Source organism: Pseudomonas sp. VMV1 (genome assembly GCF_056790235.1).
The window spans coordinates 48,367-68,129 of the sequence record NZ_JBXGSE010000007.1 but is presented as its reverse complement, the minus strand read 5'-3'; the positions used below and the strand labels follow the sequence as shown (position 1 = coordinate 68,129).

Genomic DNA, 19,763 nt, shown 5'->3' with positions numbered 1-19,763 from the left:
CAAGGTCGCTGCCGACAGGCGCATGGGAACGCCGCTGACCAAGGGGGGTTCGATATGGTCACCCACCCCAGGAGTCCACCATGAGCGACGCTGACCAGAAGACCTACGACAACCCCAGCAACACCCCGCCCCCCGAAGAGCTGCCCTATGCCGACATGGAGCCGGAGGAATTTCCGGACGATCCGGACGTGGCTGGCGAAACCGAATCGGGCACCCCAGGCTGAGGGATGGCCCTACCTTGCGGACGACAGCTCAGGCTGCGTCCGCGACACTTTGTGACAGGCTGGTTTGACTGACACCCGTGCCCCCGCGAAGATGACGGGGCGTCTGTCGCGTCGAGCCCTCCCCCATGCTTTCCACCAAGGTCCCTTTGCTCCTGCGTAGCCTGATCGGTCGGCTGGTGCGTATCGCCATCGCCTCCGGAGTCACCTACCAGGCCTTCGATCGCTTGCTGCGCCAGACCTACTTCGAGGTCGCCCAGGATTTCGAACCCCTGCGCGACAAGCCCAATTCCGACAGCCGTATCTCGGTGCTGACCGGCCTGCCCCGTCGCGAGGTTCGCGCCCTGCGCGAAGCCGGCCCGGAACGCACGCCCTGCACGCCCAGCCTGGAATGGCAGGTGCTCAGCGCCTGGACCTCACGCCTGGACCTGCTCGACGCCGAGGGCAATCTGCGCCCCCTGCCCCGCACCCAGCGCCGCGGTGGCGAGCAGAGTTTCGACGCCCTGGTCGCCAGCGTCGGCAGCGACGTCCGCGCCCGGACCGTGCTGGATGAATGGCTGCGCAAGGGCTATGCCCGCCTCGACGACGAAGACCGGGTGGTGCTCACGCCACGCTCGTTGCTGCGCGGCACCGAGAGCCAGGAAGGCGCGGGCCGGCTGCTGGCGCATTTCACCGGCGACCTGCTGGCGGGTTTCGAGCGCCTCTACCTGCAGGACCGCGCCGCGCCGGACTTCACCTTCCATGTGGTCTACGGCCACAACCTGACCCAGGATTCGACCCTGAGCCTCTACCGCACCGCCTACGACGAATCCATGCACCTGCTCAACCGCCTCAACCGTCTGGTGGTCGAACACGAAGCCCAGGACGCCGGCAAAGCCGACGCCACCCAGCGGGTCACCCTGGGTTTCGGCGGCTATCGGGTGGAACAGGACCGGGATGCCGGCCTGGTGCAGGGGCGGGAAGATTAGCGCCAGCAGTTGGTAACGGTCGCGGCGTCTTTATCTGCGGTCGTACCCGCTGCACCGCGCAGGCCAGTCGAATCCAGCGTCAAGGTCCCGCAGGTGTCCTTGTCCTGCGCATTCTTCGGCACCACGCTCAGGTTGTAGGCGGTGGCGGTTGGCGTGCCAAGACTCAGGGCGTAGTACTTGTTCGACGAGTCCAGGGTCTTGGCGTCGGCGTCACTGGTTAAGCCCAAGCCTTTGAGTGTGGCCGTAGAATAGGTGCTGTTCTGCGCATAATAACGCTCCATCCGAGCCGCGGCCTCGCTGAGCAGGGCCATGCCCTCTGAACGATGACTGCGCAGGATGTAGTTCTGGTAGCTCGGATAGGCGATGGCGGCCAGGATGCCGACGATGGCAACGGTGATCATCAGCTCGATCAGGGTGAAGCCTCGGGTACTGGTCATGCTGCTATTGTCTCCCGAACTCATTACTGTTGCGGTATTACCCGCCAAGTTTGCCGGCCGGACATCTGGCCACCTCTGTTAACGGTAGTAGAGATGCCGTCTGTAGTGACCATCTGATTGTTTGACAGGGTAGTCCCTCCCGCGATCGTACCGAAGCCTGAGACGACCATGCCATCGGGGCTGTCCAAGCTGTTGACCACGCCATCGCCGTTGAGGTCGAAGACATTGAAGCTGGTACGGCCACCGGACGCCGGATCGACCGCATAGGCCCAGCCGCTGATGCCAGAGGAGCATACATCCGCATTGGGCGTCACGGTGCTGAACACGAGTGTCTGGCCGCTGGCGGTCATTGGATCCACCACTCGCTCGCCAACCGACTGGTTATTGCTCTGCAGATCCAGATACCAGCCACTGGCCGTCGTCCAGTCCACCGCCGTATTGCTCAGCACCCGCGCGCTCTTACCGCTTACGGCGGTCTCGCTAGTGATGCTCTGCCGCTGCAGGTTACTGCGTTTGAGCACGGGCAACGTCGCGACGGTATTGGATACCGAGGCAGTCGAGACATTCTTGTCCCAGATACCATAAACGCTCTGCAGATCCGTCGAGGTCTTGTCCTCGGTGGCAAAGTAGCTGCCGGTACCGAACATCACGATAAAGCCGGTACCGGACGGATGCCTGATCACCGAGGGTGCTGCCGTTATGGGCTGAATAACGCCACTGGTGTCGCTGCTCCGCGCTGCATACAGCGGCTTGCCACCGAAGGAAACCGCGAAATTGTCGACAGTCGCCGTAGCGGTGAGATTGCCGTTGTTTAGCAGATCGAAACGCCAGAGGTTGCCCTTCAGATCACCGCCATAGACGTAGTCGGCGATACCGTCGGAATTGACGTCCAGCACCTTGAGATTGAACAACCCGTTGCTCTGGGTGGCGGTCTCGGCATCCAGCTTCTTGAGCAGACGGCCCGTGGCGATGTCGAGAATCAGCAGCGACGCTGTGCCACCGTTGCCGTTGTACCCGTTGCCAGCCAGCACCGCCCATTGACCGGTGTGCAGACGTGATACCAGCGGTGTGCCAAAGCTGTAGCCCAGCGCTGCATTGGTCTGGCTGTTGCCGCCAGCGCTACTGGCCTCACCGCTGAACTCCCAGAGCAGCTTGATGGCATCCGGATCAGTGATGTCCAGAGCGAAGATCGAACGACCACCGCCCCGGAGGGTGCCGATCAATACCTTGTGCCAGGCGGCGCCAAAATAAACATCAGCGATCACTGGCGAGCCATCCACATAGTAGGTGTGCTGCGAAGCGGTCGCATTGTTGTAGTTCGGCTTGGCTAACAGGTAGAGATTGGGTATCACCGCCGTGGGCACGAAGGCGAAGGTCTCCTGACCTGAGATCGCATTGAAGCCATGCAGCATCCCGTCGTTGGCACCCACATAGACCACCGGTGCTTCGGTAGCCTGACTGGTCTTGAAGGCACCGTAGTCACTGCCGCTTTCAAGGGCGTTTGCCGCACTGGTCAGATACTGGGCTCCATTGGCCAAGGCTGGCGCAGAGTTGATGATGTCGCCCAGTGGGCTCGACCGCTGCCGATAGGTAGAAGTCGCCAGGCTGTTATCACCTTTGAGAAAATTGACCTTGTTCGCATCCAGGCTGGACTGCAGATTGATCCCGCCATAAGTACGGCCTGTCAGAGCAGCGTAGGTGAAAGCCTGCAGGCCACTCCCCGTTCCAGGAACTGCGGCCATCTGGATGTTGCGCGCGCTCCAGGCGGGTAGCTGGGCACTGGCCTTCCATACCGTGGTGGTGGTCTTGGTCGCAGTACCAGTAGTACTGGGCGTTATCTCAATGGTGCTCTTGGTCAGGTCACCGCTCCAGTAACTGGCGTTCATGGCCGTAGCGTAGGTGTCGTAGCGGGTTGCTGTACCGCTGCTGGTACTCTGGTAGGGCAGCACTGCCGGAGCCGCTACCGAGTTGTTGCTCTGCAGGATCTGGTTGAAGGCGTTCGACAGCTGGGTCTTGAGCGTCGAGGCATTGGTGACCAGGAAGTAGTTGTCCGGCGTACCAGACTTGTTGGAATCCCAGTCACCAGCGACCGGCAAAGGCTTGCTGCTGGAGTAGTTGTAGCCGCCCCATTTGGCTGCGTACCACAGCGGATTTTGCAGATTGGTAACCAGGGAGCTGGAAGACGGGGTAAAAATACGCGTGGTCAGGGGGCTGCCGTTCACCACGACACTGTTGCTCTTACGCCCTGGTAACGCCGGACAGGCATTGGGATTATTCGCGCAAGCGCCTGGCAACCGGCCGGGCGGGGTATCCAGCGGGTTGTGCTGGTTGCCGCTGTTAAAGGAGGTACCACCGCCCGTCACCTCTAGGTAGATACCATCAGCCGTGGTGCCCGACATGGTATAGCCCATGTGGGAATCGTTACCTGATACCGAGTATTGGGTATCGCTGGTGACCGTGACCGTACCGTCGGCGTTGGCGGCCAAGGTGTAATACACGATGGCGTCCATGTCGTAGTCGCCGCCCTGGGAGGCGTCATCGTAGACCACGCGAAAGCTAATTAGCGGCCGTCCATTGTTCTTGGTGCTATCTACGGCCATGCCACTGAGATTGGCCATGGTGTCGATATAGAAGCCGGTGATCTGCTCGGTTGCCTGATAGCTGGAACCCTGGCTGGTTACCTTGCCAAAAGGCACCAGAGTCAAGGTACCGCGGCTGGTGGTCAGCTGAATGCGCGGCTGGGTGGAGGACAGCGCGACAGCAAAGGTCTTCACCCGTTGTCCACTGGTGGTCAAGGCGGTCTTGTTGCCGTAGTAGGCAACACTGGCCACGTTATAGGTACCCTGCCGAGTAGGTTCATCGGGCAGGCCACGGAACGTGCCAAACCCAGTCACTGTCTTGGCAGTAGGCGCGTAGTCGGTACTGCTACCAGCCACCTCGCCGATATTGATGTTACGACTGCCGCCTACTTCGCTGTCCCAGATGGCCTGCCCCAAGGTTCGCGCACTAAAGCCCGTAAGCGTGGCGGGCACGGACGTAGCGCTGAAGGCACTGTCCGGCAGGTCCGAGTCGTAGCTTGGATTCACGTCGCTTAGCAGCGTCTGGAACGGTTTCGAACAGGAGGGATAAGTATTGTAGGGGTTGCTCCAGGTAGTGACCGCTGGCAGCCCCAAACTGCTATCCACCGAACCGGAGGCATAGCCGGAGGTAGGCGCAGTAGCACCGCTGAAATAGCGCAGAACCTCGTAGGACATCTCCGCCAGCGGATTGCCGTAGTTGTAACATTTGCCATTGGCAAGGTCATTGCCAGGGGTACCCCAGCCTGCGCAGGCACTGTCCTGAGAGTACTGGATGCCATCAAGGGTGGCGACGATGCCCTGTTTGGTATAGGTCGTGGTCCCTCCTGAGGTGGAGGCAACCCCAAAGATTCCGGTATTGCCATCGACTTCGCTACCAAAGGAACTGATGGCCTTGCGGAGCGCGCCGCCCTGCAAGTTGTCGCTGTAGGTACCGGTCAACAGACCGAAGTACATCTGATTGCCTTCGCCATAGTCATGCAGCAATCCAGTCGGCTTGTACTGACCGTTGGGATAGGCCTTACAGTTGCTCTCCAACAGCCCGCCGACACACGCCTGGACCCGCACATTGAAGCTGTAGACGTTGCGACCGGACGCACTAACAAGGGTGCCTGCAGGGGCGGTCGCTGACAGTCCCACATCCGAGAAGGCGGTGGTGGTTGCGGTGTTCTGTCCCTGAGTCGACTCGCGTGATACCCAGCCCCAGATACGGATATCGGAGGTGCTCGGGATGATCCTCAGGCTCGGCTGGTTGCCATAGGTGGTATTGGCGAACAGCACATAGTTGCTGGAACTGTTGCTGGGCGTAGCAATCGGCGCGTAATCGGAAATGTTGTAACCGTCGCGCAAGTTGCTCTTGTATTCCTTGCCCCAGGAGTGGGCATCAGCGGGCACGTAGGCGCGCTCCAGCACAGTGCTGCTGACGGTGTCGACGTCGCGATATCCGCCATAGAGTACCTTGCGCAGCGCGTCCATCCGCGACGTGGTCAAGTAATTGAGGAAATCCCCACTCCAAGGCGCGTTGCTATTGCTGGTACCACACTTCTTGGGTGTGCCGGTAGTGAGGCTACCGGTGATTGCCGTCCCCGCACTCCTGGGGACAAAGTAGCCATTGAGGGTATCGTAGGAATAGCACTTTCCAGAATCGAAATAGCCGGTGTAGTCGATGGAGGCGGGCTTGTAGTAGATATCCAAAAGACCATCGCCATCCAGATCCGCCGCATCGTTGTAAGCAGGGGCATAGAGCTTATGGTCGCGTTCCACTACCAGCATGTTGAGTGGTGGTACCGCGCTATTGACGAACAGCGGGGTCTGGGTAGGGAAGTTGGTAGCAGCCTGCACACCGATTGACCAGGCGAACAGCTGAGCAGACAACAGGAGGCAACGGCGACCACGAGCATTCATGAATAGCGTTCCTGCCGATTAGAAGGATTTCGCCATGACGGATCTCAGGGTGATCCGTTGGCCGACTTGGTTGGTCGCACAGCCTGCGCCGGCACAGCTGTCCACCTCGTAGTAGCGGGTACCGCATCCGGTCAGCGCACAATTGTTCTCGCTACCGGTATCGAGCGGCCCCAGATCGACTACGTACCAGCGCGCATTGGGCGTCTCAGGCGTGGTGCCGGAACTCAGGATGCTGTAGCCATTCAATGTGGCGCTGGGATCGCCGTTACGGAACAGCGGCGTCATGTATCCCAGGGGTACGCTGCGATCACCGATCTTCTCGCTGCCCAGAGCAACACCACTGGCGTTCAGATAGGCGTTATTGCGCAATTGATAGGGAAAACAGAAGGTCACGGTACAGGTGCTCGTCAGGTCTGGCGCGGCCACGGCCTTACCGATTACGCCTTCACCGGCCCTCAGCGCGGTCTCGGCAGCACTCTGCAGATTGTGCTGCTGTTTGATATTGCCCATGACACGTGACTCCAGGGTGACGCCCCGCAAACTGGTCAAGGCCAGAATGGTCAACAGTAGGAGCAGCACCAGCGCGATCAGCAACGACGCGCCACGCTGTCGTCTTCCTGATTGGCGTCGAGAGACGGTCATGGCATCAGGTTCCTTAGGGTGATGGTGTCCTGGGCGACTTGGTACAGATAGCTATTGCCAGTAAAAGTCGTGGAATAACGTTGGTTCCACTGGCTAAGGACAGGCGGTGTTTCGCTGGTATCTCGCAATCCCTGAGCCACCGACTGCAGCAGGGCCGAATAGCGCACGGCCCGGATCAGGTTGGCCGCACTGGTGGAGGGCGTGGGGGTAAAGGAGGAAACGCTCCTGTCGACACCGACCCCGTAGTCGAAGCGCAGGTCGCGAATACCGCTGATCATCTGAGCGGTATCGGTATCACCGTTGATCCGGGTACAGACCCCATTCCCGCAGGCTAGCAAATTGCTGGCGCAGACCAGGGCATTTGGACGTTCGTTAGCCGTGCCAGTGGTGAAGTTGGCATCAACCGCCAGGGAAAAGCGCTCGACGATGACCGCGTTTTGACTGGTATTCGAGTATTCGTAGGGAGCATCCGCGTTGTTGGCCAAGGTGGTCGACTGGGCACTGAGCGCCTGACCACGGCAATCGGTTTCCTGGGCATCACGCGCCTGATAGCGGATACAGATACTACTGGCATTACCGATCACCGATGCGCCCGCAGCGAAGTTGCAATCCAGTGCGTTCCCAGTTCCCGAGCTTCCGCTATCAGCCGGAAAATCCTGAGTAACGGCAATGTCCGGTCGCCGTCGATAACCTGACTTGGCCAGCTCCTGATTCAGCAGCGCCAGCGCGAAGCGGCCATTCTCCTGATTGACCTCCTGACTTTGCTGGAACAGATAGGTTTTCTTGTTGTTGATGTAGAGCTGAGTGACCCCCAAGATCAGAAAGCTGCTGATCGCCAGGGCAACCATCAGCTCGACGATGGACAGTCCCCGTTGCCGGGCCGTTACGTTCATGAGGCGGTTGAGCATCGAACAGGCCTTCAGAGTCGAGTTCGCAAACGGTAGGTGCAGATGGAACTGGTACCGTTGCCGGTCGGGATACCGCTGTCCAGACAGCTGTCGACTGGAGCGGTCCAGGCCACCTGGATCTCGAGGTAGTCGCCGCCGCTACAGGACGCCGCGGCACCGGCGGGACCAGGAGTAGCGTTCTGGCAGACATAGAAGGAGCTGTTCAACAGGTCTGCCGCACCGGGTAGCAGCGAACCGGCCTGGGCTGCCCAGCAGGCAAGCTGGTCGGCCGCAACAGCTGGGGTCGGGCGACAGCTCGCCGGTGCATTGGCGAAGCCTTTGCCAGGCGCCTTGAGATAACTATCAACCGCCGCAGGATTGGCACGCACAAGCTCTAGGAGATCGTTGGTCAGCATCATGGCAGCGTTGCGCTGGATGGAGTCTTGAGTGAAAGGCACCGCCTTGCTTTGCAACGCAGCGATGCCGAGCATGCCCACGCAGATCAGCACGACGCTGACCAACACCTCGATCATGCTGAAGCCCGACTGGAGCCTCCTCATGTGCATTCTCCCGACTGTGGCTTGTCGGTGGATGGCTGGGTGATACGTCCGGTCACACTGACACCCACAAAACGACATTGCCCTGCCTGATCGGTTGGGCAAAGGGTAAAACACTGGCTGGTTGTGGCACCGGTGGTACCCGTCGCGCTGAAACTTGCCTGAGCGACGCCCGCGCTTACCGTTACGCCACTCTGTAAACCGCCGGCGTCGATGCGCCTGAGTATCTGTCCCGCTGCGGTGATACTGAAGCCGGCATTCCAGGCGGTTGCACTATCAGCCGTCAGCGTTACGGTCACCCCTCGGGTGATGGCTTCACCACGCGCATACTGCAACACCGCTACCATTTCATCGGCAGCGGCCTGGACCTTGTTGGAACGGATTAGACCGGCGAAATTGGGCGCTGCTATGGCCAGGAAGATTCCCAACAAGGCAACGACCACCAACATCTCGATCAGGGTGAAACCCTGGGCTGGACGTAAGAACCTACTTTTCATGACGGGGTACCCAAGCGAAAAGCGCAAGCTGGGAAACTCCTTCCGCAGCGAGACAGCACTCAGTCGTCATCCTTGAGCGTTCAGACAATAACGTATCGACCCGGCGTCACAAGCCTGGACGTGTTCCGCTGATACCTGTGCCTACCATGCTGAATCCATGGACAACACAAGTCAGCAGACGCGTGATGTTCGGCCCCGAAAGCATGATGACCGGTGCAACCGCCCTGCCTTGTGTCAGCTCTGACAAGGAGGTCGAGCAAGCTGTCAGGGCCGAGTGAAAGCAGCATTCACCAGCGAACAATTTAGGCTCTCAGTGCCACGCCTGACCTCTGCCATGGGGGACTTTCCTCTACAGCCGTAGGTACAGCGCTCCAATATGGCAACGTATAACAGCAACCTAATCCTTACCGATAAAGAAATAGGAAGCCCGTAGCCTTCTGCATGCCAGGCTTGCCTTGTGGGTAACGGAGTCGGGGGAATGCGGTGCCAAAGCGGTCTGGATAGCAGCAATAGCGTGATGCTCGGCCATCTGGGTGGGATGACTGGACGGGCTGAAGACACGCTAAATGCATGAGAGGGGCGCTGAGAATTAGCTTATAGAACGCAAATAAAGCTAGCTATCTATATCCCGCCCAACCATTTTCACCTTGCCCGGATGCTCTAAAGCGCGGGTTTTGATCGGATCGCGCTCCAAGAATAATCAAAGCTATTTGCAACAGCGGCCTAAGCGCTCGGATCACGGCCGCCTTGCTCGCCCCTCCTCTTTGGGCTTCTGGAGTTCTCTGCCACACGGCCCCTTCCTGGCCGCTCGGCTGGCAAAACGTACAGGTACCCCTTGTGCTCCGCTCAATCCGATTGATTGAACGAACAAACAATTTAGTAGCGTTTAAATTAAAAGAACGAACAATTAAAAAACAATTAAAAGCATCAACTTCTCATCAATGAGAAACCAAGGGCGACTTAACTAGCCAAACAAACGGCAATTGTTTAAAACAACCAGAACGCTGTATCTACGAGATCTGGAATTTTCACCGTATCTCGCCTGCAGGCCCCGGATACCAGGGCATCAGGCCGCACTGCAATCTATGCAACGAAATAGCGAAGCGCCTGATGTCCATCAATCGACCGCACTTTCCGCTTTCGCACACCGCCCAGAGTTAGCTCCGTAACGCCTCTGCTTTCATCTACCGACAATGACAAGGCCGCTATGCACGACTCGAAGAAAATCGATTATTCGCTAAATACCGCCGACACCTCTGCGCCGCACTCCGCGCTGGACAATGCCGCCATCATTTCCGCCTATCGGCGCTGGGCCAATGTCTATGATCGGGTGTTCGGTGGCGTCTCGGCGCCCGGCCGCAAGCGTGCGGTGGCGGCGGTCAATGCCCTGGCGGGTACCCGGGTATTGGAAGTCGGGGTAGGAACCGGTCTCGCCCTGCCCCACTATGGCGCCGACAAGCGCGTCACCGGGATCGACCTCTCGCCGGACATGCTGGCCAAGGCCCGGGAGCGGGTCGCGCGCGATGAGATCACCACGGTGGAGGCGCTGCTCGAAGCCAACGCCGAGGAAACCGGCCTGCCCACCGGCTCCTTCGATATCGCCGTGGCCATGTTCGTGGCCTCCGTGGTACCCAATCCGCGCAAACTGATGCAGGAAATGCGGCGGGTAGTGAAGCCTTGCGGTCACCTCCTGCTGGTCAACCACTTCCAGGCCGAGCGTGGCATGCGCCTGCTGGCGGAGAAGGCCCTGGCACCGGCCTCGCGCAAGCTCGGCTGGCACCCTGACTTCGCCATGGACTCCATCCTCTCCCGCGAGGACCTGCGCCGCGCCAGTCGCAGCAGCGTACCGCCCTTCGGACTCTTCACCCTGGTGCAACTGAGCAACGACTGATCGCTACTCCACCCGATAGCCCCGCCCCGCCAGGCAGGCGGCCAGGGCCTGGCGGAAACGCTGGGTCAGGTAGGGGTCGCCTACCGCGCCCGGCCGCTCGGGATCGAAACCGGAATCCCCGGCGGCGTAGCGGCGGCAGTCGTATCGGTCCGTGGCGTAGCGCCCGGGTGGCTGGCCCTGCAAGGGATAGGCGGTGACGTCGTAGGCGTCGTAGCCGACGCCCGTGGACGCAGGCGCGGCAGAGGTAACGGGCACTGCCGCGACATTGGGATCGGCGACGGTGACGAAACCGCCACCCGGATCGGTGCGGTAGTAGCTGCCGGCGGCGAAGTAGTAGGTGGTGCCGCCCATCCACAGCGTTTCGGCAAAGGCCGGCAGCGCGCTGACCCTTACGCCGGTCGGCGGCAGGGTGACCACATAGCGCGGGCCCTGGGGTCGATACCAGTAGCCGTCGGCATAGTAGTACTGGCTGTCGCGGTACCAGATGCGGGTGAAGCCGGCCGGTACGCCGGGCACCTCGAAGCCGGGCCGCCATTGGGGATTGGCGCCCCAACCGGGACGCGGGCCGGACCAATTCGGGTCCCGATCCGGTCGAGGCGGTGGCGGCGGATAATTCCGACCGGGCTGGTGAGGGGCCGGCATCATGTAGCCCGGACGCGGCAGCGGCACGGGGCGATCCTGCCAGGCCGGCTGATAGTTTGGCCGCGGCGGTGGGGGATCATTGCGCTCCCAGCGCTCCAGGGCTGGACCATTGCCGCGTCCAGGCGCATCGCCGCGACCGGGCGGACTACCATTCCAACCACCCTGCCCATTCCCCTGCCAGCGTCCCCCGTTGCCGGGTGGTGGTGCGGGCATGGGCGGCGGTGCGGCACCCGGCGGTGGCGTCACATAGCCACCGCCCAGGCGATAGTTGTTATCGGCCCAGGCAGGCGCAGCGTGCCAGCAGGAAACGCCAGAGAGGACAAGCGCGAACAGGACGGCAGGCGACTTCATCGCACGGCTCCGCAAGGGGATGGCCCAGAGTACCCCAAGGCCTGGCCCTCCCCCAGCCTGACCGTCACCCGCTCAGCTATTTGTCGCGGCGCTGTTCCAGGGTCTTGCGCTGCTCGGCCAGGAAGGGTTGCTCGGCCGGATCCAGCCGATCCATCCCGGCGACGATACGGTGCCAATAGGGATACAGCGACTCACGCCGGGTCGCCGCCTCGATCCGTGCGGACTCTTCCGCTGTCAGCGCCAGCGTCATGGCTGCCAGGTTGTCGTGCAGCTGGGCTTCGCTACGGGCACCGACGATCAGGCTGGTGATGCCTGGCCGATCCTTGAGCCAGGCCAGGCAGACCTGGGCCACCGACACGCCATGGGCATCGCCCACCGCGGCCAGGGTCTCGATTATGTCCAGGGCGCGCTCGGGATCGTGGACATAGGGCTCGGGCCAGTCGCTGCCCTGGCGCGTACCCTTCGGCGCTGGCTTGCCGCGCCGGGTCGAGCCGGTCAGCAGGCCTTCGCCCATGGGGCCCCAGACCAGGGTGCCGACGTCTTGGTCGAGCGCCAGCGGCAGCAGTTCGTACTCCGCCTCGCGGGATTCCGGCGTGTAGTAGATCTGCTGGCTGACCGGCTTGGTGAAGCCGTGCAACTCGGCCTTGCCAAGGGTCTTCATCATTTGCCAGCCGGTGTAGTTGCTGGTGCCGAAGTAACGCACCTTGCCGCTTTGCACCAGGTGGGTCATGGCCTCCAGCGTCTCTTCGATGGGCGTGACGCCGTCCCAGTTGTGCAGCTGGTAGAGATCCAGGTGATCGGTGCCCAGGCGGCGCAGGCTGTTTTCGCAGGCGCGGATCAGGTGATAGCGCGAGGCGCCGCTGTCGTTGGGGTCGTCGCTCATGGCGCTGCGCCCCTTGGACGCCAACAGGATGCTGTCGCGCTTGTCACCCAGCGCCTGGCCGACGATTTCCTCGGCCAGGCCGTAGGAATACAGGTCGGCGGTATCCACCAGGTTCACCCCGGCGTCGAAGGCGATGTCGAACAGCCGTCGCAGGGTGCGCAGGTCGATGCCACCGCACTTCTCGAAGCCATCACGACCACCCACCTGCAGGGTGCCGAGGGCGAGTTGGGAAACCAGCAGGCCGGAATGGCCAAGCGGACGATACTGCATGGTGCCTCCACGAGTTTTTACCGATAAAGGGTCGACTCCAGGCGTGTTCGGCAAGTTTCAACCGCACAGGAATCGCACTTACAGCGGTCCGCTTGGGTCTATGGCCCCACGCAAGGAGGAAAACACATGTCGAAACACCATCATCACGTTGGCTGGTTCAAGCGTCGCCATGAGGTAAAGCCGGACGACCTCACTATCGTCGACAATTCCCTGGTCAAGCGCGCCGTCGGCGCCGCCGCCCTTGGCAATGCCATGGAGTGGTTCGATTTCGGCGTCTATGGCTACCTGGCCGTGACCCTGGGCAAGGTCTTCTTTCCCGACGGCAATGCCGCGGCCCAGCTGATCGCCACCTTCGCCACCTTTACCGTGGCCTTTCTCGTCCGCCCGCTCGGCGGCGTGGTGTTCGGCCCCCTGGGCGACAAGTACGGTCGCCAGAAGGTGCTGGCCCTGACCATGATCATGATGGCCCTGGGCACCTTCAGCATCGGCCTCATCCCCAGCTACGAGAGCATCGGCATCTGGGCGCCTGCCCTGCTGCTGCTGGCGCGGGTGGTGCAGGGCTTCTCCACCGGCGGTGAATACGGGGGTGCGGCGACCTTCATCGCCGAATATGCCACCGACAAGACCCGCGGGCGCATGGGCAGCTGGCTGGAGTTCGGCACCCTGGCCGGCTACATCGCCGGTGCCGGGACGGTCACGGCGCTCACGGCGGCCCTGACCCAGGAACAGTTGCTCGACTGGGGCTGGCGAGTGCCTTTCTTCATCGCCGGTCCGCTCGGCCTGCTCGGCCTCTACATGCGCCTGAAGCTGGAAGAAACGCCAGCGTTCAAGGCCCACGCCGAGGCCAACGAAGGCAAGGCGGCGGATAGCCCGGCGCACAGCCTGCGCGAGCTGTTCACCCTGCATCGCGTCGCCCTGCTCAAGTGCGTCGGCCTGGTACTGGTGTTCAACGTCACCGACTACATGCTGCTGACCTACATGCCCAGCTACCTGGCCGTGACCATGGGCTACGCCGAGACCAAGGGTCTGCTGCTGATCCTCATCGTCATGGTGGTGATGATGCCGCTCAACATCCTGGGCGGTTTCTTCAGTGACCATCTGGGGCGCAAGCCAATGATCATCGGCGCCTGCCTGGCGATCCTGGTCCTGGCGATCCCCTGCCTCAAGTTGATCGGCAGCGGCAACGACTGGCTGATCTTCCTGGGCCTGATGCTGCTGGGCGCCTCGCTGGCCTGCTTTACCAGCACCATGCCGTCCACCCTGCCAGCGCTGTTCTACACCCCGATCCGCTACAGCGCCCTGTCCATCGCCTTCAACATCTCGGTATCGCTGTTTGGTGGCACCACTCCGTTGGTCACCGCCTGGCTGGTGGAAAAGACCGGCGACCCCCTGGTGCCGGCCTACTACATGATGGCCGCTGCCGTGATCGGCATCCTGACCATGGTCACGGTGCGCGAAACCGCCGGCCAACCCCTGCGCGGCTCGCCGCCCTCGGTGGCCAGCGAAGAGGAAGCCAAGGAGTTCCTCGCCAGCGACGCGCCCCTCACCGTGGACAAGCAGCCGCCCGGGCAGGCTTGAGTTTCACGAAAGGATCGCGGCCATGGCTGCCCCTACATAAATCGTAGGAGCGGCCCATGGCCGCGATCAAAAGAGCACGCCCGAGAGGCGGCCCCATCGGCGGACCGCCATAGCCGTACTTGGCAGCATCCCCCACCCACCACCAAATCCCACCCAAAAGAAAAGGGGAGACCTTGCGGCCTCCCCTTGAATTCGTTGTCCTCTCGCACCGCTCGTGACGGTGGCTGCGATCGACCAGGAATGGTGACCTGGGCGGGCCCGGGCGCGGCGGACGGGATACCGTCGTTGGCGATGCGAAAGGCCCTCCTGGGGCACTTCCGTTGGACAGCTCTACCGGGCTATCGAAGTTGAGTTCAGCTTACGCCCCTGCCGCCGGCAGAGGTTTGCGTTGTGCGCACTCTTTCCTACCTCTTGCGCAATTCATGACTAGAAACCTAGGATTGGACGCAACCCGATAGCGCAAGGCATGGAAAATGGACAAACTCGATCGCTTCGATCTGAAAATCTTGGCAGAACTGCAGCGCGATGCGCGTCTCTCCAATCAGGAGCTGGCCGAACGCATCGGACTATCGCCCTCGCCCTGCTCAAGACGGGTCAAGCAACTGGAAGACAGCGGCTACATCACCCGCCAGGTCGCCCTGCTGGATCGCAAGAAACTCGGCCTGTCGCTGACCGCCTTCGTGCTCATCGGCATGGATAGACACACCCCGGAGCGCTTCGAGAACTTCCAGGCGATCATCGCCCAGTGTCCCGAGGTGCTGGAGTGCTGCCTGGTCACCGGCATGGATGCGGACTATCAGCTCAAGGTGGTGGTGCCGGACATGGAGCATTATCAGCAGCTGCTGTTAGGCACCCTGACGCGCATCGAAGGCGTTTCCAGCGTGCGGTCGAGCTTCGTGCTCAACCAGATCCTGGCCAGTACCGAACTACCGCTCAACCACCTGCGGCCCTGAGCGCGGCGCGGCTTCGACGTCGGCGTCGAGAAAACGCGGCAGCACCAGCATGTGTGGCACGGCGAAGGCTGCCAGCACGGCGAACAGGGCGCGGATACCGGTACGCTCCTGCAGCAGGAACACCAGGCCACCGGCCAGGGTAAAAAGTGCAGCGCCCAGCAGGATCGGCCAGGTCAGGCGCAGATAGGCCTTGAAGGTGGGTGCCCCCAGCAAACGTTGGCGCACCCCGGTCTGGGGCGCGGCGTGCAGCAGATAGAAGCCCAGGGCGAACCCCACCAGGGGCGGCGCCAGCACCACGGCCAGCAGCGTCACCGCCAACCTGGGGCAACGCTGCTGCCAGGCGGCCAGCAACAGCACCGGCAGTGCCAGCAGCCCACCTAGTAGGAGCACGCGGGCTAGCCAATCTGCGAGGGCAAGAGAAGCAGCCGGCCCCATGGCCAGGGCCAGCAACCGGGCGACGGCGGCTTCGTGCACCAACGCCGGACCGCCAATGATGAACAGCCCCAAAGCCAGCGAGGTCAGCCGCTTGGGAAACAGCTCGTCTTCATGGGCGAAATGCCAGGCCGAGAGCAGCAGGAACAGCAGCAGCGCCGCCGTGCCTGCCAGTTGCCAGCAGAGCAGGCAGGCCAGGGCCGTCGCCAGATAGCAGCCGAGAAAGGCGAGGCGCCGCCCGGGTGCGACCAGGCGCAGATCACTGGCGCCATGCAGCAGGCCCAGACCCAAACCTACCACCAGGGCGTAGGCCAGTTGCCCGGCCCCGCCCGCCAGGCTGGCGAGCCCGGCGGTCAGTACCAGCGCCAGCCAGCCTCGCCCGGTCTCCTGCATCCTTAGACGCCGGTCCGCGCCAGGGCCGCACGCAGATTGCGCTCGGAGGTGAAGGCATAGACCACCTTGGCCAGCACGTCGAGCACCAGGATGATCCAGATGGTCGCCGCATCGCTCACCATCCACACGCCCTCCGGGCCAATGGCGAAGACCACCGGATAGATCAGCCAGAGCACGGTCAGAAAGCCGGTGTTCTTGCGATAGGCCGCGCCGATCGCGGCATGTTGCCCGGCCAGGGTCGCCAGCGGTTTCCACAGCAGATAGAGCACCCCGACGAAGGCGGCGCAGGACCAGGCGAAGAACACCCACTTGATGGTGCCGTAGGGCGCCAGGGAGGCCACCAGGCCCGTCACGATCATCACCACGTCCAGGGTGACGATGGAGGCCACGAAGCCGCCTTGTCCCTCTTGCTCACGCGCGCCGAGAAAGGCCGAGCTCACCACCCCGGCCAGCAGCAGTGGCGTGGTGAAGGTCCAGTCCAGGTAGCGGGCGACATAGGTCACGCTGCCATCCGGCTTGATCAGATTGCCAACCCCCAGGTACATGGCCAGATAGGCCGTAGCGGCGATGAAGGGCACGGCGGCGTGGATCAGGGTGTGGCCGCGTAGCGGACCACGGTGCGCGCCCTTGGCATAGATCGCCAGGGAGGCGAGCGACATGATGACGAAGCCGATTAGCAGGGGTGTCTGACTCATTGGAGGTCTCCAGAGGGATGAGGGACGCGCATCGGCAGGGCCAGCCGCTCTGGAGTAGGGGTTCCTGGTCTACCGCTGCGCTTAAGGTAGAGAAGTCGCCGCGTGACTTGGTTCAAAATGTTTCAGTGTTCGCGACCAATCGCTGCAGGCCCTTGATCCGGGTCAAGTGGTCCTGGCAGTGGCCGAGGCAAGCTGCGTCGTTTCGTGTCCGCCCAGGAATTCGCATGCTGCCGGCCCAGAACGTGATGCTGAGCTACGGACGCTGCTGCGCCAGCCCCGCCTTCTTCGATGATTTCTACCAGCGCTTCCTGGCCAGCTCGCCCCGGGTGAGGGAGAAGTTCGTCCATACCGACATGGCCGCGCAGAAGCTGCTGTTGCGCCACGGCATCATGAACCTGGTTCTGGTGGCCCGCGGCATGCCCACCACCAAACTACGCCAGCTCGGCGAAAGCCATTGCCGGGCACGGCTGGACATAGGCCCCGAACTCTACGAACTCTGGGTCGACTGCCTGCTCGCCACCCTGGCCCAGCACGATGCCGACTTCACCCCCGCCCTGCGCCAGGAATGGCAGGGCGTGCTGGAGGCAGGGATCGCGGTGATGCGCAGCTACTACTGAGCGGGGCCCTGAGTGTTGGGCTTCGCTGCGCTCAGCCCAACCTACGACACCCGTAGGTTGGGCTGAGACAGCTCTACCGTCGAAGCCCAACGTCCCAAGGCACCGCACCCCACCCAAACGCCCCCTCTCCCCCTGGGAGAGGGCCGGGGAGAGGGCCGGGGTGAGGGGCAGCCCATCACCGTAGGTTGGGCTGAGACAGCCCCACCGTCGAAGCCCAACACCCCCAAAGCAACGCACCTGCCCTAAACGCCCCCTCTCCCTCAGGGAGAGGGTCGGGGTGAGGGCAAACCAAACCTCGACGTACCGCTATACCCCAAAACAGCCCAATACCGGCCACCTGCCAGCCACCATCGGTCGGCCAACTCGGCCAATCGCCCAGCAACACCCGTCTCGCGCTTTACCCGCCGCACCTGCCTGACTAACGTATGACGAAAGGACTTTTGTGCGACAGATCACGGTTTATCCGCCCTGCCCCACACTACGGATGGATGACCGATGGCCCGCTTCTTCCCCGCTCGCAGCCAGTGCCAGTTCGATACCCCCGGTGAACGCCGCTTCGCCGAACGCCTGGAAAAACTGCTCGAAGACGACTACCTCTGCTGGAGCAACGTCCCGGTCGGCCCCAAGGCGCGCTACCCGGATTTCGTCGTACTGCATCCGCGCCGCGGCATCCTGGTGCTGGAGGTCAAGGACTGGAAGCTGGCCACCCTGGAATCCGTCACCCCGGGCAAGGTGCGGCTGCATACCCAGGACGGCCTCAAGACCGTCGCCAATCCCCTGCTGCAAGCCCGCTCCTACATCCTTGAAGTCGACCTGCTGCTGAAAAAGGACCCGTTGCTGCGCCAGAGCGCCGGCTCGCCCCATCCGGGCCAGCTGATCATGCCCTGGGGCTGGGGCGTGGTGCTCACCGGCATCACCCGTCGCCAATTCGAGCAGACCGATCTGGCCGACGTCCTCGATCCCCAGCGCGTGCTCTTCCAGGACGAGATGACCGAGTCCACCGACCCGGAAGCCTTCCAGCAACGCCTCTGGGACATGTTCCCCCATGTCTTCCCCTGCGCCCTGACCCTGCCGCAGATTGACCGGGTGCGCTATCACCTCTACCCCGAGGTGCGGGTCAACAGCCAGCCCGGCCAATTCGGCCTGTTCGACGCTGCCGAGGCGCCGCTGCCCAGCCTGATCAAGGTCATGGACCTGCAGCAGGAACAGCTGGCGCGCTCCCTGGGTGACGGCCACCGCGTCATCCACGGCGCCGCCGGCAGTGGCAAGACCATGATCCTCGGCTATCGCTGCGCCCACCTGGCCAAGGTCTCGGTCAAACCCATCCTGGTGCTCTGCTACAACAAGTCCCTGGCCGGGCGGCTGCGCCAGGTGATAGAGCAGAAGGGCCTCGGCGAACGGGTGGTGGTGCAGAACTTCCACGCCTGGTGCGCCGAGATGCTCACCGCCTACCAGGTGGACAAGCCTGACCACCGCTTGCCGGTGGCGGCCAAGATGGAGCAGTACGTGCTGCGCACCATCGACGCCGTCGACCGCGGGCAGATCCCCCGCGGTCAGTACAGCGCCGTGCTGATCGACGAAGGCCACGACTTCGCCCCCGAGTGGTTCCAGCTGGTGGTGCAGATGGTCGACCCCAGCACCCAGTCCCTGCTGGTGCTCTATGACGACGCCCAGGCCATCTACCGCGGCAAGGGCGGCAAGAAGGCGCTGGACTTCAGCTTCGCCAGCGTCGGCATCCAGGCCCAGGGCCGCACCACCATCCTCAAGCTCAACTACCGCAACACGGTGGAGATCCTCTCCGTCGCCCGCGCCTTCGCTACCGAACTCCTGACCAGCCGCGACGCCAGCGAAGACGGCGTGCCCCTGATCGCCCCGGAAAGCGCCGGCCGCCGCGGCCCCTTCCCCGAACTCATCCAGTGCGGTAGCGACCGCGAGGAATGGGACCTGCTCATCGCCCGCATCCGCGACGAACAGGCGGGTGGCCGCCAACTCAGCGACATGGCCATCCTCTACCGCAGCACCAGCCAGGCCTACCAGGCCGAATACGAACTTAAGAAGGCCGCCATCCCCTACCGCTCCGGCGCCAGCAACAAGGGCCGCGCCCAACTCTACGACGCCGAGGACAGCCTGAAGATCGTCAGCATGCACTCCAGCAAGGGGCTGGAGTTCGGGCTGGTATTGATTCCAGGACTGGGCGAAATGCCCAAGCAGGGCGAGCCGGAAGCGGATGAGGCGCGGTTGCTGTATGTGGCTATGACCAGGGCAATTGATCGGTTGGTGATGAGCTATCAAAAAGGATCAAATTTCACAACCGAGATAAACAATAAAATTTTTTTAAAAAACAAACTTCAACACGTAGAAACATAGC

General features: G+C 62.3%; 17 protein-coding genes. 7 read left to right on the top strand and 10 right to left on the bottom strand.

What is annotated here, in order from left to right:
- Nucleotides 1-80 precede the first annotated feature (80 nt).
- Nucleotides 81-224, top strand: a complete 144-nt coding sequence (locus ACUCV0_RS19395; protein WP_017642700.1) for a hypothetical protein — start codon at nucleotides 81-83, stop codon at nucleotides 222-224.
- Nucleotides 225-349: 125 nt separating this feature from the next.
- A complete protein-coding gene (locus tag ACUCV0_RS19390; protein WP_434775070.1) occupies nucleotides 350-1,189 on the top strand; it encodes a DUF6502 family protein in 840 nt (279 codons plus the stop codon).
- Here ACUCV0_RS19390 and ACUCV0_RS19385 read toward each other — a convergent pair.
- From ACUCV0_RS19385 to ACUCV0_RS19360, 6 genes are read right to left on the bottom strand one after another with little or no spacing between them, the layout of a single operon-like run.
- Entirely contained in the window at nucleotides 1,186-1,626 is a 441-nt protein-coding gene (locus ACUCV0_RS19385) for a type IV pilin protein (RefSeq protein ID WP_271653111.1), read from the bottom strand. The genes ACUCV0_RS19390 and ACUCV0_RS19385 overlap by 4 nt on opposite strands.
- A gap of 23 nt (nucleotides 1,627-1,649) precedes the next feature.
- Nucleotides 1,650-6,107, bottom strand: a complete 4,458-nt coding sequence (locus ACUCV0_RS19380) for a pilus assembly protein (RefSeq protein WP_482213420.1) — start codon at nucleotides 6,105-6,107, stop codon at nucleotides 1,650-1,652.
- Between the two features lie 18 nt (nucleotides 6,108-6,125).
- Nucleotides 6,126-6,749 carry a PilX N-terminal domain-containing pilus assembly protein gene (locus tag ACUCV0_RS19375; protein ID WP_454253773.1) on the bottom strand — a complete coding sequence of 208 codons (624 nt, stop codon included), beginning with the start codon at nucleotides 6,747-6,749 and terminating at the stop codon, nucleotides 6,126-6,128.
- Entirely contained in the window at nucleotides 6,746-7,657 is a 912-nt protein-coding gene (locus ACUCV0_RS19370) for a PilW family protein (RefSeq protein WP_454253774.1), read from the bottom strand. The genes ACUCV0_RS19375 and ACUCV0_RS19370 overlap by 4 nt, the downstream gene beginning before the upstream one ends.
- A gap of 11 nt (nucleotides 7,658-7,668) precedes the next feature.
- Nucleotides 7,669-8,196, bottom strand: coding sequence for a type IV pilus modification protein PilV (pilV, locus tag ACUCV0_RS19365; protein WP_454253775.1), 528 nt, complete (start codon nucleotides 8,194-8,196; stop codon nucleotides 7,669-7,671).
- On the bottom strand, nucleotides 8,193-8,690 hold the full coding sequence (locus ACUCV0_RS19360; RefSeq protein ID WP_454253776.1) for a GspH/FimT family pseudopilin: 498 nt from the start codon (nucleotides 8,688-8,690) through the stop codon (nucleotides 8,193-8,195). Before ACUCV0_RS19360 ends, pilV begins: the two co-directional genes overlap by 4 nt.
- Before the next feature lie 1,207 nt (nucleotides 8,691-9,897).
- Between ACUCV0_RS19360 and ACUCV0_RS19355 the strand changes: the two genes are divergently transcribed.
- The gene (locus tag ACUCV0_RS19355) at nucleotides 9,898-10,581 is read left to right on the top strand and encodes a class I SAM-dependent methyltransferase (protein WP_482213419.1); all 684 of its coding nucleotides are present in this window, start codon (nucleotides 9,898-9,900) and stop codon (nucleotides 10,579-10,581) included.
- A 3-nt stretch (nucleotides 10,582-10,584) separates the two neighbouring features.
- On the opposite strand, the gene ACUCV0_RS19350 is transcribed toward ACUCV0_RS19355, so the two are convergent.
- Together ACUCV0_RS19350 and ACUCV0_RS19345 are read right to left on the bottom strand one after the other, a co-directional pair.
- The gene (locus tag ACUCV0_RS19350; RefSeq protein WP_482213418.1) at nucleotides 10,585-11,574 is read right to left on the bottom strand and encodes a DUF6515 family protein; all 990 of its coding nucleotides are present in this window, start codon (nucleotides 11,572-11,574) and stop codon (nucleotides 10,585-10,587) included.
- A gap of 76 nt (nucleotides 11,575-11,650) precedes the next feature.
- Nucleotides 11,651-12,727, bottom strand: a complete 1,077-nt coding sequence (locus ACUCV0_RS19345; RefSeq protein ID WP_482213417.1) for an aldo/keto reductase — start codon at nucleotides 12,725-12,727, stop codon at nucleotides 11,651-11,653.
- A 126-nt stretch (nucleotides 12,728-12,853) separates the two neighbouring features.
- On the opposite strand from ACUCV0_RS19345, the gene proP reads away from it, so the two are divergent.
- Nucleotides 12,854-14,305, top strand: a complete 1,452-nt coding sequence (proP, locus tag ACUCV0_RS19340) for a glycine betaine/L-proline transporter ProP (protein WP_059316283.1) — start codon at nucleotides 12,854-12,856, stop codon at nucleotides 14,303-14,305.
- A gap of 473 nt (nucleotides 14,306-14,778) precedes the next feature.
- Nucleotides 14,779-15,258, top strand: coding sequence for an Lrp/AsnC family transcriptional regulator (locus ACUCV0_RS19335; protein WP_064309082.1), 480 nt, complete (start codon nucleotides 14,779-14,781; stop codon nucleotides 15,256-15,258).
- Here ACUCV0_RS19335 and ACUCV0_RS19330 read toward each other — a convergent pair.
- Nucleotides 15,232-16,083, bottom strand: a complete 852-nt coding sequence (locus tag ACUCV0_RS19330; RefSeq protein WP_482213416.1) for a Brp/Blh family beta-carotene 15,15'-dioxygenase — start codon at nucleotides 16,081-16,083, stop codon at nucleotides 15,232-15,234. The two genes, ACUCV0_RS19335 and ACUCV0_RS19330, sit on opposite strands and share 27 nt — an antisense overlap.
- A 2-nt stretch (nucleotides 16,084-16,085) precedes the next feature.
- Entirely contained in the window at nucleotides 16,086-16,778 is a 693-nt protein-coding gene (locus ACUCV0_RS19325) for a bacteriorhodopsin (RefSeq protein ID WP_059316285.1), read from the bottom strand.
- 224 nt (nucleotides 16,779-17,002) lie between these two features.
- Between ACUCV0_RS19325 and ACUCV0_RS19320 the strand changes: the two genes are divergently transcribed.
- Nucleotides 17,003-17,395: a globin domain-containing protein gene (locus ACUCV0_RS19320; protein ID WP_313647745.1), complete on the top strand. Its 393-nt coding sequence runs from the start codon at nucleotides 17,003-17,005 to the stop codon at nucleotides 17,393-17,395.
- A 495-nt stretch (nucleotides 17,396-17,890) separates the two neighbouring features.
- Nucleotides 17,891-19,762, top strand: coding sequence for a 3'-5' exonuclease (locus ACUCV0_RS19315; protein ID WP_482213415.1), 1,872 nt, complete (start codon nucleotides 17,891-17,893; stop codon nucleotides 19,760-19,762).
- Nucleotide 19,763 lies beyond the last annotated feature (1 nt).

Bases quoted from the DNA above. Each gene is read 5' to 3' on its own strand.
- ACUCV0_RS19385 (WP_271653111.1), bottom strand. From the start codon at position 1,626: ATGACCAGTACCCGAGGCTTCACCCTGATCGAGCTGATGATCACCGTT.
- ACUCV0_RS19370 (WP_454253774.1), bottom strand. From the start codon at position 7,657: ATGCTCAACCGCCTCATGAACGTAACGGCCCGGCAACGGGGACTGTCC.
- ACUCV0_RS19315 (WP_482213415.1), top strand. From the start codon at position 17,891: ATGGCCCGCTTCTTCCCCGCTCGCAGCCAGTGCCAGTTCGATACCCCC.
- proP (WP_059316283.1), top strand. From the start codon at position 12,854: ATGTCGAAACACCATCATCACGTTGGCTGGTTCAAGCGTCGCCATGAG.
- ACUCV0_RS19380 (WP_482213420.1), bottom strand. From the start codon at position 6,107: ATGAATGCTCGTGGTCGCCGTTGCCTCCTGTTGTCTGCTCAGCTGTTC.
- pilV (WP_454253775.1), bottom strand. From the start codon at position 8,196: ATGAGGAGGCTCCAGTCGGGCTTCAGCATGATCGAGGTGTTGGTCAGC.
- ACUCV0_RS19355 (WP_482213419.1), top strand. From the start codon at position 9,898: ATGCACGACTCGAAGAAAATCGATTATTCGCTAAATACCGCCGACACC.
- ACUCV0_RS19375 (WP_454253773.1), bottom strand. From the start codon at position 6,749: ATGACCGTCTCTCGACGCCAATCAGGAAGACGACAGCGTGGCGCGTCG.
- ACUCV0_RS19335 (WP_064309082.1), top strand. From the start codon at position 14,779: ATGGACAAACTCGATCGCTTCGATCTGAAAATCTTGGCAGAACTGCAG.
- ACUCV0_RS19360 (WP_454253776.1), bottom strand. From the start codon at position 8,690: ATGAAAAGTAGGTTCTTACGTCCAGCCCAGGGTTTCACCCTGATCGAG.
- ACUCV0_RS19320 (WP_313647745.1), top strand. From the start codon at position 17,003: ATGCTGCCGGCCCAGAACGTGATGCTGAGCTACGGACGCTGCTGCGCC.
- ACUCV0_RS19350 (WP_482213418.1), bottom strand. From the start codon at position 11,574: ATGAAGTCGCCTGCCGTCCTGTTCGCGCTTGTCCTCTCTGGCGTTTCC.
- ACUCV0_RS19390 (WP_434775070.1), top strand. From the start codon at position 350: ATGCTTTCCACCAAGGTCCCTTTGCTCCTGCGTAGCCTGATCGGTCGG.
- ACUCV0_RS19325 (WP_059316285.1), bottom strand. From the start codon at position 16,778: ATGAGTCAGACACCCCTGCTAATCGGCTTCGTCATCATGTCGCTCGCC.
- ACUCV0_RS19330 (WP_482213416.1), bottom strand. From the start codon at position 16,083: ATGCAGGAGACCGGGCGAGGCTGGCTGGCGCTGGTACTGACCGCCGGG.
- ACUCV0_RS19395 (WP_017642700.1), top strand. From the start codon at position 81: ATGAGCGACGCTGACCAGAAGACCTACGACAACCCCAGCAACACCCCG.
- ACUCV0_RS19345 (WP_482213417.1), bottom strand. From the start codon at position 12,727: ATGCAGTATCGTCCGCTTGGCCATTCCGGCCTGCTGGTTTCCCAACTC.